This window comes from Bacillus sp. DHT2 (assembly GCF_026241455.1).
GTDB classification, from domain to species: domain Bacteria; phylum Bacillota; class Bacilli; order Bacillales; family Bacillaceae_G; genus Bacillus_A; species Bacillus_A pseudomycoides.
In genome coordinates this window covers 1-14,028 of the sequence record NZ_JAPHWH010000017.1, presented here as the reverse complement: position 1 = coordinate 14,028, position 14,028 = coordinate 1, and the positions used below count along the sequence as shown (strand labels likewise).

Genomic DNA, 14,028 nt, shown 5'->3' with positions numbered 1-14,028 from the left:
AATGCCTGTTTTATATAAAAGAAAACGAGAGAAACAACTCGAACTATATTTCCGCTGCCTGTCTTCCGTTTGTTTGAATTGCGTTTACCTTACAAACTATTTTACCCGATATGAATTTACCCTTATCAGAGACCGCTTTATTGGGAAACGTTTTTTGAAGAACGTGTTATGGACATGGCAAATCGAAAATTCGACGGAGTTAAAAGAGAAAATCATTTGGTTTTTAGAAGAAGGGACACGGCATGAATTTAATCGTATACGCCATCAATTGACTCCTCTTTCCGAGGCAGCGCGAAAACAATTATCGAAAGACCATCCTGACCATGAAAAACTTTATATTGCTAATTACGGATTACATATTTTGACGGATTCAGGAATTGCAGCGTTTGATTATGCATGGTGTATCTGTTTATGTCGGATCGGTAGAAGACTCGGTTATTTATCAAAACAGGAAGCAAAGAACTTTATGATACAGGCTGCACGACTTTCACAACATTCTTATTCAGACTGGCACGAGTATTTTAACGCCTTTCGTATCGGCAGCCACTTTAACGCAAATGATACAGAATTCATAAATAAAGATAAGTATAATATTAATTACGTATCGTACTTGTTTGATTATAAAAAAACTCTATTGAGTGTTGTTCCATGGGAAAATAATCTACTTAAAGATTTAAGTTAAATCATGCTATGCTTCTTAACCAAATTGATAAAAAATCCTAGGAACTATGATTTCCTGGGATTTTATTTACATATAAGGTATTTGCTGAACTACTCACCACTTAACGTCCTTGCGGACTGTTTGAAGTGGAAGATTCCTAAGTACAGAGTTCTATTGAACTCTAATGGATTAGGCTATCCCCGTAGTTCCTACGGTTAAGAGACGAATTGCCTCATTTCTCAGATTGAGTGCTGCATTTTGATCTCGATCGTGATGTGTGCCGCAAGAAGGACAATCCCACACACGAATTGTTAGATTATTAACGTCTTTGTTTTTGAATCTACAATTGGAACATAGTTGACTAGAAGCAAATGTTTTAGATACCACGACAACTTGTTTACCATACCATTTCGCTTTATATTCCAACATAGCTCGAAATTGTGACCAAGATACTTCACTAATCGCTTTTGCAAGCTTTCCATTTTTGAGCATGTTACTGACTTGTAAGTCTTCCATACCGATGACATCGTGGTTTTTGATGATTTCAGTAGAGAGTTTATGTAAGTAATCAGCTCTTGCATTTGCAATATGTTCATGGATTCGTGCAACTTTCACGCGTTGTTTATTCCAGTTCGAAGAACCTCTCGTTCTTCTGGAAAGGATACGCTGTGCTCTCACTAACTTTTCTTCTAATATACGGAAGAATTTAGGGTTCTTGTATGTTGTACCATCAGAAAGAATGGAAAAATCTTTTAATCCAACATCAATTCCACAAGTGGATTCAGTTTTAGACATTTCTTGTACGTTTGTTTCGACAAGGACAGATACAAAATATCTACCACTTGGGTTGCTTCGAATCGTTGCATTTAAAATACGCCCTTCTACTTCACGACTTTTGGCAAAGCGGACAAGGCCAAGTTTCGGTAATTTCATTTTGTTACCTACAATTGCAATATTTCCGTTTGTTTGCTTGGTTGTGTAGGATTGAACTTTATTATTTTTAGACTTAAATCGTGGGATATCATTCTGTTTCTTGAAAAAACGTGAAAAAGCATCTGCGAGGTTTTTCAATGTGGATTGAAGGGCAATACTATCGACTTCTTTTAACCAAATCGTATCCTGTTTTTTCTTTAATTGGGTGAGCTCGGCAGAGCAAGAAGGATAGGTTAATCCTTTTCTTGTTTCTTTATAGGTATTATTCCAAAGAGCAAGAAAATGGTTAAATACAAAGCGACTGCACCCAATGGTTTTAGCAATTAATATTTCTTGTTCTTTATTTGGATAGATACGAAATTTATATGCTTTATTTACTAACATGGGTTGCACCTCACTTTTTTTGTATGATGCCTACAGTATACTAAAAAACGTAGGCTTACGCCTACCGCCATTCATCTCCCACCTAAAATTGGTGTTTCACACCTTCCCATTTTTGAGGAAGGAGCCTTCTGTCGGAAAAAGATAAATAAAAAAAGACCTAGCTTGGTAAAGATAGATAGCTAATAAGAGTATCTAGTTCTCAAGAAGCCCCCACTTCAAACAGTCCGTAAGGAACGTTAAGTAGCGGGTAGTTCACAGAAGTTATTGAGTAAGTTATTGGTAAGCAAGAATGATTTTGTAGATATGAAATTAACAACATTCACAACTAAATTTCTAGAAATGACTGAAACAGATAATGAATTAGATTCAAAAGAAACACATTTTTTCTTGCTGTATGTGCAACTTTGGGAACCAACAACAGAGTTAAATGAAGAGATGCATCAATATAACATGACATTGACAACTTCTCCCCTAACAAGAAATGAATCATATAGAACCAAACAAATGAACAAAAAAGATACTCAGGATAAGCTGTTTCAGGTATTAAATGAAAGTGATTTAGCAGTATAAGTATTATTAATGTAATGCTATTACAGCATTGCATTTTTTGTTATCAATAATAAGGAGTTTATATAAGCTTTATATATAAGCTTTATATGTAAGTCCTATATAAACTCCTTATTATATTAATATTGATATAAAATTGATATGTTAAAGGTTAAACTCCTTTTATATTAAGGTTTTATTATACGTTGTATAAATAAAATGTATATATACAGCGTATAATAAAATGTGTTATTTAATATGTGAGTTTCATGTTAACGTATTGTGCTGTTTTTGGGGCTTAATATAGTAATGATAGTGAAATCTATTCTATTAAGAGCTTAGAATGTGAATCACATGAAATATAAGATTAATATAGTATATATACACTGTATATATACGCTGTATAAATGAAAGCTTGTGAAATAAAGGGTTTTCTAATAATGGAATTTATAGGTTCTATATATAAGTTTTATATATAATGACTTGATATACGCCTTATAATGATGTACTATGTTTCTAGGAATAATTAACCAATGGTTTAAGGGGGGGACAACTTGAACGAGGTTTTAAGCGAGAAGTATCAAACGATAAAATTTACAGATGAAGTAGTGAACATGTTCGCAGATATTCTTGAACAAGATGAGATACTATATAGTGTATTTCTATACATAGGAAACATCGTTAATAAACAATTTCAAGAAACCAAATACATGAGGGGCATATCAATTAATGAAATAGTAGAAAATGTAGTCATAGATAGGAGAGTAAAGAAAACAAAAGGCAAATCTTATTCATTAGAGGTTGAACGCACAAATATATCAAGACGTTCGGCTGAAATAAGTGTTAGTACACTATCATCAATGTCTTTAATCTATGAAAAGTCTATGCACCCGTATAAATTTTTAATCTCAACTTATAGAGGACAACAAGTACTTATTGAGTTAGGGAAAAGAAAAAAAGTAAATAAGTAAATAAGGAGAGATAAAATAATGGCGAAAAATTTCTTGAAGAATGAAGTAGCAGTTAAGATGACGATGGTTGGTTTTGGTCAGGCTGGTACTAGAATGGTAGATAAATTTGCTGAATATAAACATACAGATGGAACATCAGTATATAACTGCTTAGCATTAAACAGTAATGATGGAGATCTAGCAGAACTAAAAAATGTACCAAAAAGCAACCAAGTTTCACTTAAATTAGGTGGTTTAGGTAAAAATCCTGAGCGTGCAGTAAAGGTACTTGAATCAAATGATGAGGCAAAAGAAAAATTAAAAGATTTTATCACGGAACGTGTAAGACCATCTGATGAACTTGTGTTATTCTTTGCAGGCTTAGGTGGAGGAACAGGAACTTCTACAATCATTAAGGCGATTGAAGAGTTTTCCGCTTTTCATAACAAGCCTGTAATTAGACAAGAATTACAAAAAGTTGCACAACAATACCCTATGGCAGAGATAAAAGCAGATCAAGCAAAATTTGCGAGAATCGCTTTTGAAAATGCTATTGAGCGTAAAGATTTTATTAAAATGGGGATTGTTGTAACACTTCCAGTAAGAGCAGATGGACCGGATGTACTAAGACAAGTTAATAAATTTTCTCAGGAGATTTGGAAATTAGCTAATGATAAATCAAAAGGTGTAGCATTTGTAGTATTTGCTGATAATCAACACTTTTATGATGAATTTAAAGAGCTAAATGAAAATGAGAAAAAAGGTATTGCTAATTCACGTGATTATGCAAATCAACGCATTAGTGAAATTATTCATGAATTAAATACAGCTGCAAATGGATCAGGAACATCTGTAATACTTGATTCTCAAGACTTTAAACGTATTTTACTTGAGAAAACAGGTTGTTTAGTAATTAATAAGGTTTCACGTAATATGAACCAGATTGAAAATAGCCATGCAATTGTAGAAATGTTTAAAGAATCATTAAGAGGAAGCTCTTTCCATCATCCAATTGATTTAATGAAAAAGAATAACGATGGTTCTGTTGAAGCATCAAAAGTGCATCATTTTGGTATGCTTGCTATCCTAGATGAACAAAAAAACATTGATGATTCCTTCATGGATGATGCTAAAGTAGAAGTCTCAAATAATTTACCTATAAACGGTACTGTTTTTAATGGATATTTAGTAAGTAAGAATGATTTCTTGGGAAGTGTATATACGTTTTATAAAACTGATGCATTACCATCAAGATTATCTAAGGGATTAGTTGAAGAGTTTAATGAATTTAAAGAGAAGCAAAGTCAAATTCAGTACAAAAAGTCTCAAATTAGTACGATAGAAAGTATAGATGAGGATGAGGACTTAGGTTTTGCCTTTGGTGATTTTATCGATATGGGTAGTGACGAAGAAAATACAGAAGCTGAAGCCAATGAAGATGCTGAATTAGCGGACTTTTTAGATCCAGATAAGATGTTTGGTACTACAAAATAAGAAAAAGTCTGGAGCTCGCTCCAGACTTTTTCTTATTCCACCGTCGTATTCATGAGAGATTTCATATAATTAATGATATTATCATGTATGTACTGCTCAATGAAGAGTTGCTTTTTAGCTAAATCTTCTTCTTTTTTAAACCATCCTACCTTTTTAATACGTTCCTCATCAGGTTTGCTATTCCAGAGGCCTTCTGCTTGCTTTCTTAATTCCTGGCGTGCTCTATGTTCAATAATGAAATTATCTAGTCTTTCTTGACGTTGACGTATCTTTAAAGCTTCTGCATCTTCAGGTTGTGGTAGCTGTTTTAATATATTTTCTATCTTCTCTTCATACTGAGATTCAATATTTTTTATTTTTTCTTCTATTTGCTTATTTACCATTTTTTCAATGATTTCTGCAGTTGCTTGAAGGTTTAATTGGGTAGATACTTCATTTGCTTGATTCTCTAGTGGTACTGGTCTTAAATCAAATTGATGTGGTAAAAGTTCAATAATAGCATCTAAAGACCACTTCTCATCTCTTTTTTGTTTTATAAAAAGAGCGATTTCAAGATCTAAAGTATTATAGAGCTTTTCGTTTGTGTTATGGGTTCTTAAAGTTTCATGTAGCCCTTTTTCTTCTAAAATATTGAACCAATTATACACTGTGTTATGGTGACGTCCGACTAATTTAGAGAATTCTGTTATCCTCCATGCCTTTTCAAAAACATTATCGTTTAATATATCATCATCGCTTTTTTGATCAATCATTGTCCTACCTCCTTGAAAAAATCATCAAATACACACTTGAATTAAAATTAACATGTGGACTGAAATTAACATGTTAATAGTTATTTCGATGATATCAATGCAAATACCTAAGTTAGTAGGTATTTGCATGAAATGTGAGATTAACATATAACCAAGAGTGTATTAACAAAACATTGACTATAAATCTACAATTTGTTTAGAACGTCAATGTTTTGTTAACTAAAAACATATAAATATCAATGTTATATTAATGATAATAAGTATATTTTGCGCTAGAAATGCGGCTTATAGTTGCCATGAGATTAACATATTAAATTGCTTATTATTAATGATAAGGAAATATAAGTGTTTTGTAAACAAATTATGAGGATATATTGACTGCGTTCTGTGGAAAATGAGAAAAGTAGGTTATTAAATTCCAATTTCAATGTATAAAAAGATACAAAAAGGCAATACTACTAATGTGATGATGCTAGTAGCTAAATAATACTAGTAAATTATTGATCCTTTAATCTTTTAAATAGAGTTAATGTTTCTCTAGCCCTGTTATTCTTATAGAAGTGATATGAATAGTATGTTCCCTGTTATGATTAGTATTGATTTCATTGTTTATTTTATATAAAACTGCAAGAGTATTTTGTCATGATATAGAATTTAGTTGGTTCAATATATCTAATTTACCACTAGTAAGCTTATATAAAGCGCACAAAATATTATGCTCATTGAATATGGATAATGTTTAGCTTATAGCGCGAACTTAACTGTTGTTTATAGGATGATTTAAGCAAATTAGAGAGATTGAGGTTGATATGTTAGATGCTTGGGCAATCTAGTATCTCAAACACCTTGAAAACAGACATTAACATGAAAAATGAAATTAACATGTAATGAAGAGTATATCGACAAGACATTACTATAAAAACAAAATATATTATCGTTGTTAATGTTATATCAACTAAAACTACATGCACATCGATGATAGTGAGTTAATTATGTATTAGTAAAACAACTTAAGATTACTATGAGATTAACAAAACAATCTGTACAGTATTTATAAAAAGAAAAATAGAGATTTATACATAAAATATGGATGATATTAAAACTTTGTAATAACATTAAGCTGGATACGAATTGCTACGCTGCTAATATTGGTGATATTAATCTTTAATTATGTCTTATCACAGTAAAAAGAATCGATCCGGTGCTTTTAGAATCCTTCATTGATAAGTTAGATGTAAAATTTCATAAATAGTATATTTGTGTATGGTAAGCATTTTTACGCACTTGAGTACTAAATATTATTCAGCCGGTGGATTGAATTTTACTTTTGTATATATAATTTAGGTTCATTAGAGAGAATGACATTAACATGAAATGTGAAATTGATATGTAATAGAACTGATATTAACAAGACATTAACTGTAGTGATGAAAGCCTCTTTAGTTGTTAATGTTATATCGATTATAAATGTATAAATATCGATGTTTTTCGTTCTGTGGAAATTATATATAGTTGATTCTTGAGTCTTCATTAAAATTTAAAGTGATTCAAAACAGTATTTGATAATGATTTGTACGTTTTATAGTTTATTTAAACGAATAGCAGTAATCTACCAGAGGTTATTTATAGAGTATCTGTGAAGGTGTTTTCTTTTTTACAACTATATATACTTTACAAGGGGATATTCGTTTTATAGTTTTTTTTCGATCAGTGCTAATGGCCTGTGATTTATTAAGAGTTTAGAAAATATCCTTCTATTAATATATTCATTAACTTTAAATCAATATTAGTTTAATAATTAAGTTATTGTTGATATGAAATTAACATTTTTATCTTTGTTTTCGTTAACATGTTAATGTCTGTTGATATGTTAATGCTAATTATCGTGCTGTAATCAGTGAATTTGTTTACAAGACATCGATATTTTGTGAATTATTTCTCACTTAACCCCTTTGTGTTTTTTTGAAGTGAAGGTTTCTTGGAAAACAGATATTTGTAAGCTATTAATATTTATTTTCTCCAATCGTATGTGTAAATATAATCGAGTAGTTGAAGAATTTTGTGTATTAGAGATTGAAAGAAAAATGTAGCTTGTTTACATAATGATTATTATGGTTTGTTTTCAATAAATAAACTCAGTATTTAAACTTATAATTTACATACTTAAGGTGGATGTAATTGAGAGAGGAACACGCATCGCGCAAGACTTTATAGTGCCAGTAGAAACAGCGTACTTTGTAGAAGTGAGAAGAACTAAATGGACGGATCAATACAAAAGTGAACACTTAATCCCGAAACAAGCATACTTAGATAACGGATGGTGATGAGAATACAGATGCGGAATCCCACAATACAAAGAAGATACAATTGATATTGGAGATAAGGAATAATGTTTCGATATCCGGTTAGTTAATTTAAGGGAAGGAGGTTTTGGGAGTGAAATTACCGCCATATATTACAGGGTTGAAAGCAATACATTTAAATTCCCATAATGAAAATGAAACAAAGAGAATATTTTATGATGTATTGAGGAGATGTAAATGTGAAATAGTAGAATGGATACAACCACACTATCCAAAAAAATTTTTTGAAGTGAAAGTGATAATAGACAATAAGAAATTTATTATTTTATTACATGAGTTTTATCCTTTCTTAGCTTTTGCGGATAAAAATGTAGAAGGAGAAATTATTTTTAGTTTTATTGATATGCCCATATTAGAAAGTGAGTTTGAAGCGTACTATCAAGTGTTATCGAAAGTTTATTTAGAAAAGCCTTTTATACCTAAGGAACACGACTTAACAGAAGAAGAATTAAAAGATGCTAAATATTGGCGACCAGAAAATATCGGTGAAATAATTTTTAATGTTTGGGATTGAATATTAAAGGGGGCGATTGTTAATTATTGGCTATCCGAAAATTAAACAACTTTAAAACCACCTATCGAATTAATCGGTAGGTGGTTGCTGCATTTTTAGGAGCAAAATTAAATGATATTATTATCATTACACATATAGTTTTATGAATATTATCAAAACCATACCACTAAATAAAGAAAATACCTATGTTGTTGCCCTTTTGGGATAGAATACTATATTTATTAAATCTTGTTTAAAAAATAAAACTATTATAAACATTAGAATCTATTTTAGGGATGTTAGGCTAACTATACCAAGCGATTCAAGATTTTATCTTAGTAAATTTCAAGGTTAATCTGTAAGTAAATAAGTGAATTTTCAGTTTTACATAAGTGTAAATTTCATAGCTGAATAGTCTAGAAGATGAGAAATAATTATAGGAGCTGAGAGGTGTTTTGAATTTCTTTGTATCGAAGAAGGATAAGTTGCTTGGGGATTATAAGAATATACGACAAATAGCCTTGCTAATTAATTTTTTTTGAGCAAGGCTAAGTTTTAGATGTTTTTTTATTAGGACTTTAGAACGCCCATTTTTTGTAAAACGGAATCCATTTTCTTGCTATTAAGCCAGTCTATAATTGGAAGTTTGCTTTCGTATTTTTGTTCGTGTTCCATATTAGTTAAGGCTTCTTTTGCTATGTAATCGTTACGCTCTTTTCTTTGCTTAGATTTTTCAGCGAACATTTTCATAAAATGAGCGGGATTACTTATTTCAGCTTGATTATATTCAAACCATTCAACGCATTTTTCAAAATCCCATCTTTGATAACGGTCAATTTTTTTCGACATTCTTAAGGCTATAGTATAAGCATCCTGTTCTGTTAAATATGTTACTGGTTGACTTGTTATATAGCGATATGCTTTTTTCTGATCTTTACTTAAATAATCATTTAAATCTTGTGATCTATCAGTAGTGTTTTGTGCAGTATTATTTGGTTTTTCTAGTTCTTCAAAATTTAAAATATCTATGCCATTAGATAAAATATTCTTTTTCTCATGCTTGGATTCAACAGCTTTTTTAAAGAGCTTTTTCTTTAAAAATTTAGTGAAAGTAGAACATACATCAATTGCTACAGCCCATTTCACCTTGAAATATTCAATGATTTTTAAGTAATTGTTATGTAGAGCTAAAATGTAAATTGAAGGGGCAATTTTACCATGTCTTCGTACTTTGATTTGTTGGCATACTCCCAAGTCCTGTAACCAATTAAATATGTAGTTAATAATTGGTTTTGAAATACCTGATTTTTTGCTGATATGATCTTGCTTTACTTGAGAATACCCTTCTTGTACCAAATAGGATAAAACAGTTTCTAATGCTTCATATTTTCGTTTGGTAAGATAATCTTTTGTAGTAACACCCTCATATTCTAGGACAATATTATCAATATAAGTAGTAACTTTCTTGATTGCTTGATTAATAGCCCCGGGTGTTTGGGATAAGTGTTTGATTCGGGGACTTAATTCGGTTTTTGCTCGACTGAGCAAAAAGTTGTGCAATAACACAGAAAAAACGGATGAGATGCTAGAAAACGGAAAACCGCAGTGGAAAGCGTTTGATAGAAAGGAATTAAAATTTGAAGACGTAATGCGTTTTCTTATTATCATGGATGAAGCACATCATTTAATAAATACGAGTGAACGTAGTCAACATGCGGTGGATTTCACGATTAAGTTTAGCCGAGAAGCACGTAAATATTTTGCAGGGATTGTATTTGCAAGTCATTCTATCCGAGACTTTGTGCCAGAGGATGCAAGTGTAGCAGCAGTAGAAAAAATTAAGACACTCTTTGAGCTTACGCAGTACAAATTTATTATGCAACAAGACAGCAACAATCTAGACATGTTACGACGAGTGTTTGCGGGGCAAATCAGTACAAGTGAACTGAATGAAATACCGTTTTTACCAACAGGAGATGTGCTCTTATGTATCAGTGCCGTAAAGAATATTTTATTTAAAGTCGATGTGACAGAAGAAGAGTTAGCGGTATTTGGAGGAGGGGCGTAATTCATGCATCTTGTACTGAAGATGATTCCGAAAAAGTGGATCGTTGTGATTGCTCTGAGTCTACTTTTTCTCCTTTGAACCTTTCTTATAGGAGCTACCATGACACTAATCGGTGGAATGGAAGGGAATAAAAAACAAGGGGATATTACATACCCGCAAGGTGGTATGGGGACAGCAAATGTTTCGGCTGAAGTGTTGAAATGGGAACCTACCATTCGGAAGTATGCGCAGGAATTTGGTGTAGAAGCGTTTGTTCCATTAATGTTGGCTCAAATGATGCAGGAGAGTGGCGGACGTGGACTGGATCCTATGCAAAGCTCAGAAGGAGCTTACAACACAAAGTATTGTAAAGCACCAAATTGTATCACAGATCCAGACTATAGTATTTGGGCAGGTGTTCAGGAATTTAAGCATGCAATTGAGCGAGCGGGAGTCACGGGACCAGGTGATATGGATCACATAAAAACCGCTTTGCAGGCCTACAACTGTGTGACACGTTCTTAACTGAAAAGGTTAAGCACTGATATGAAATCAGGAGAACTACTATTTCGAGAAGTCAAATGAAAGGGTAACGCCTGGAAGGGCTTCCTCTGATACTCCGACATGCATGATGCAGTGGATAAGAACTGTAAGTGTGTGAAGCTCGGTAAAGTCGGCCGAGAGCTACCGTAAAGTACGGAAGTACTACGAAAGTTGTCCAGAGGTGGATGATGTAGCCTATAGGTCGGGAGTCTACAAAACACTCATGGGTAGAATGGATTCACAAAAACCATCGGTAGGCAGAATCTGACGAATCTCCGAATGTACGGGTCTAGAACGCTTAACACATAGAAATGTGTGTGCCACGGGCGTGGCGTTGGTGTGGGTAAGTAAGAATAGTTGTTATGAAAACCCATATGTCGTTACAGGCGGCATCCAGTCAACAGGCTTAAAGGAGAGCCCTAAAAGTGTCATGAACAGATAGAAGTAGTGGAACGTGGAAAGCCACCAACATGGAGAACTTATCTTTGGTGAAGTGTTTAAGGGGAAAATGTTTGTGAGATTAGCGCACATATAACCTTTATTTATGGTGGTGAGAGTGATGGCACAGTACCTATGAAATGATGGAAACATCATGAAGGGATGGCCATTAGTCTGAAGAAGATTGACCAACCATTTTATGAGGCAAATCAGTCGAATTATAAGGTTCTTGTGAGACTAAAAAAGGTTAACTCTGAAAGGAGCACCGACTTATAAAGAAAACTGCGAAGCTTAGACACGCTGAATACTATGATATGCAGTCCGTTCTGGACGGTTTATATCAGCAAAGTCGAAATGGAGACAACTTTTATAAGCTAATAGAGCTTATGACGATGGATGAAAATATCAAATTGGCATATCGAAACATTAAAAGAAATATGGGGAGTGTAACAGCTGGAGTCGATGGGATGACCATCAACGACATAAAATTGCTTTTAACAGCTGAAGTGATAGAACAGGTTAAATCAATGTTCTCTTGGTACAAACCACAAGCGGTTAGGCGAGTTTTTATACCGAAACCTAATGGTAAAAAGAGACCTCTTGGAATACCAACAATATGGGATAGACTGTTTCAACAGTGTATCTTACAAATCCTTGAACCTATATGTGAAGCAAAGTTTCATGCTCATAGTTATGGGTTCCGTCCAAACCGAAGTACACATCATGCATTAGCAAGAGTGAAATCTTTGGTGAACAGTCAAGGAAGAGGTTTTCACTACTGTGTGGACATAGATATCAAAGGATTCTTTGACAATGTAAATCACGGAAAGCTCATGAAACAGCTATGGAACATGGGTATAAGAGATAAAAAATTACTTTCTATCATTTCAAGTTTGTTAAAAGCAGAGATCATTAATGAAGGTTTCCCGAATAAGGGGACTCCGCAAGGAGGCATTTTAAGTCCTCTTCTTTCTAACGTGGTTTTAAACGAGTTAGATTGGTGGATTAGTGACCAATGGGAGACCATAGAGACTAAACATCCATATGTGGCGAGACAAGATAAGTATAGAGCATTAAAGAAAAGTAATTTGAAGGAATGCTTTCTCATTAGATATGCAGATGATTTCAAAATATTATGTCGTAACTACTCAACGGCTCTTAAGATGTTTGAAGCGACAAAAGATTTTCTCAAAACGCGGCTACAGCTTGAAATTAGCACTGAGAAATCCCAAATTGTCAACTTACAGAAGAAGTCTAGTGACTTCTTGGGATTCACTATTAAGGCACGGAAAAAGAGAAATCGGCATGTTGCTCATAGCAGGATGTGTCAAAAAGCCAGAGAAAATGCCTACGGAAAATTGAAGGAAGCCATCAAGAAAATAAGTAAAAAGCAGACGCCAGAGGCAGTATGGCATTACAACACAGTTGTGATGGGCATACAAAATTATTATGCGGCTGCAACCCATATTAATAAAGATTTAGATCAAATGAGTTGCCATCTCATAAGAACACTCTATAACCGACTGAGGCGAGATTGGAAAAGAGCCACTAAGCACGATATTTCATCCGCTTTGAGAAAAAGGTATCGGAACTATAATCCGAAACTCTATAAAATTCAACATATTGTACTAATCCCGATTCACGCACAAAAGCATAAATCAGCAAGGAATTTTACCCAATCTATTTCAAATTATACCGAAGAAGGTAGGGCGGAAATTCACGATACCTTGAAAGCTATTGATAAAGAAACACTTAGACATGTGCAACGATTTTATATGAATCATCGAACCGTAGAATATAACGACAATCGTATTTCAAAATTTGTAGCACAGTATGGAAGATGTGCAATTACTAAACAGGAATTGGGTCTAATTGGTTGGCACTGCCACCATAAAATTCCGTTGGAATTTGGCGGGAAAGACGACTATGAAAACCTGATAATTGTGCTAGAAGATATACATGTCGCAATTCATCATGATGATTCAGAGAAGGCAAAATCCATCTTAGCCAACTATGAAATAGAAGAAGAAAAGAAGCAAATGTTCGATAAGCTAAGAATACTTGCGAATCGAGCACCTATCTTCTCTTTAATATAAAAGTTAGGTCAATTGAATCAGATGGAACGCCGTATGAGGGGAAACTCTCACGTACGGTGTGAAGTGGGGGAAAAGGTGAAGATAACTTCAAATCCTTACCTATCACTATTTGGAACAGGATTCTTTGATTTTATTGCAAAAAACGGGGGGAAATACACAAAAGAATTAGCAATTCAGTTCTCCGCAGAAACATATCAGAAGGTAAAACATACGGGTATGTATCGTTGTGTAAGACCAGAGATGATACCCTATGGGGCATGTTATGGCGACGCCGTGCGCCCGTAGAGGGAGCAAGAGAACATGGTGATTGCAAACCATTAGGTCTTCC

At 33.4% G+C, this 14,028-nt stretch carries 10 protein-coding genes and 3 pseudogenes; 10 read left to right on the top strand and 3 right to left on the bottom strand.

Annotation, left to right across the window (positions count from 1 at the left end):
* The first annotated feature begins 1 nt into the window (after position 1).
* Complete coding sequence (locus ORL93_RS26615; protein ID WP_265959909.1) at positions 2-682, top strand: DUF1266 domain-containing protein; 681 nt, start codon at positions 2-4, stop codon at positions 680-682.
* A gap of 168 nt (positions 683-850) precedes the next feature.
* Here ORL93_RS26615 and tnpB read toward each other — a convergent pair whose 3' ends face one another.
* Positions 851-1,978, bottom strand: coding sequence for an IS200/IS605 family element RNA-guided endonuclease TnpB (gene tnpB / locus ORL93_RS26610; RefSeq protein WP_265959908.1), 1,128 nt, complete (start codon positions 1,976-1,978; stop codon positions 851-853).
* 303 nt (positions 1,979-2,281) lie between these two features.
* On the opposite strand from tnpB, the gene ORL93_RS26605 reads away from it, so the two are divergent.
* From ORL93_RS26605 to ORL93_RS26595, 3 genes are all read left to right on the top strand, one after another.
* Complete coding sequence (locus ORL93_RS26605; RefSeq protein ID WP_309534156.1) at positions 2,282-2,548, top strand: hypothetical protein; 267 nt, start codon at positions 2,282-2,284, stop codon at positions 2,546-2,548.
* 530 nt (positions 2,549-3,078) lie between these two features.
* Entirely contained in the window at positions 3,079-3,495 is a 417-nt protein-coding gene (locus ORL93_RS26600; protein ID WP_006097440.1) for a hypothetical protein, read from the top strand.
* An 18-nt stretch (positions 3,496-3,513) separates the two neighbouring features.
* The gene (locus tag ORL93_RS26595; RefSeq protein WP_098136453.1) at positions 3,514-4,968 is read left to right on the top strand and encodes an FtsZ/tubulin family protein; all 1,455 of its coding nucleotides are present in this window, start codon (positions 3,514-3,516) and stop codon (positions 4,966-4,968) included.
* A 32-nt stretch (positions 4,969-5,000) separates the two neighbouring features.
* Here the strand turns inward: ORL93_RS26595 and ORL93_RS26590 are convergent, their stop codons facing one another.
* The gene (locus tag ORL93_RS26590; protein ID WP_265959905.1) at positions 5,001-5,720 is read right to left on the bottom strand and encodes a MerR family transcriptional regulator; all 720 of its coding nucleotides are present in this window, start codon (positions 5,718-5,720) and stop codon (positions 5,001-5,003) included.
* A gap of 2,168 nt (positions 5,721-7,888) precedes the next feature.
* Between ORL93_RS26590 and ORL93_RS26585 the strand changes: the two genes are divergently transcribed.
* The gene (locus ORL93_RS26585) at positions 7,889-8,044 is read left to right on the top strand and encodes a deoxyuridine 5'-triphosphate nucleotidohydrolase (protein WP_265959903.1); all 156 of its coding nucleotides are present in this window, start codon (positions 7,889-7,891) and stop codon (positions 8,042-8,044) included.
* Positions 8,045-8,156: 112 nt separating this feature from the next.
* Positions 8,157-8,597 carry a hypothetical protein gene (locus tag ORL93_RS26580; protein ID WP_098149372.1) on the top strand — a complete coding sequence of 147 codons (441 nt, stop codon included), beginning with the start codon at positions 8,157-8,159 and terminating at the stop codon, positions 8,595-8,597.
* Between the two features lie 549 nt (positions 8,598-9,146).
* On the opposite strand, the gene ORL93_RS26575 is transcribed toward ORL93_RS26580, so the two are convergent.
* Positions 9,147-10,142 (bottom strand): Replicase RepFR55, encoded by a 996-nt coding sequence (locus ORL93_RS26575; protein ID WP_265959899.1) that lies wholly within the window; start codon positions 10,140-10,142, stop codon positions 9,147-9,149.
* Between the two features lie 10 nt (positions 10,143-10,152).
* On the opposite strand from ORL93_RS26575, the pseudogene ORL93_RS26570 reads away from it, so the two are divergent.
* From ORL93_RS26570 to ORL93_RS26555, 4 genes and pseudogenes are all read left to right on the top strand, one after another.
* Positions 10,153-10,644, top strand: a pseudogene (locus ORL93_RS26570) (VirB4 family type IV secretion system protein); the annotation flags it as partial.
* A 3-nt stretch (positions 10,645-10,647) separates the two neighbouring features.
* A pseudogene (locus ORL93_RS26565) lies at positions 10,648-11,130 on the top strand (lysozyme family protein); the annotation flags it as partial.
* A gap of 788 nt (positions 11,131-11,918) precedes the next feature.
* Complete coding sequence (ltrA, locus tag ORL93_RS26560) at positions 11,919-13,700, top strand: group II intron reverse transcriptase/maturase (RefSeq protein ID WP_265959897.1); 1,782 nt, start codon at positions 11,919-11,921, stop codon at positions 13,698-13,700.
* A 108-nt stretch (positions 13,701-13,808) separates the two neighbouring features.
* Positions 13,809-13,970, top strand: a pseudogene (locus ORL93_RS26555) (lysozyme family protein); the annotation flags it as partial.
* Between the last annotated feature and the right edge of the window lie 58 nt (positions 13,971-14,028).

Excerpts from the sequence above, each read along its gene's own strand:
- ORL93_RS26615 (WP_265959909.1), top strand. The coding sequence starts at position 2 with ATGCCTGTTTTATATAAAAGAAAACGAGAGAAACAACTCGAACTATAT.
- tnpB (WP_265959908.1), bottom strand. The coding sequence starts at position 1,978 with ATGTTAGTAAATAAAGCATATAAATTTCGTATCTATCCAAATAAAGAA.
- ORL93_RS26605 (WP_309534156.1), top strand. The coding sequence starts at position 2,282 with ATGAAATTAACAACATTCACAACTAAATTTCTAGAAATGACTGAAACA.
- ORL93_RS26595 (WP_098136453.1), top strand. The coding sequence starts at position 3,514 with ATGGCGAAAAATTTCTTGAAGAATGAAGTAGCAGTTAAGATGACGATG.
- ORL93_RS26590 (WP_265959905.1), bottom strand. The coding sequence starts at position 5,720 with ATGATTGATCAAAAAAGCGATGATGATATATTAAACGATAATGTTTTT.
- ltrA (WP_265959897.1), top strand. The coding sequence starts at position 11,919 with ATGCAGTCCGTTCTGGACGGTTTATATCAGCAAAGTCGAAATGGAGAC.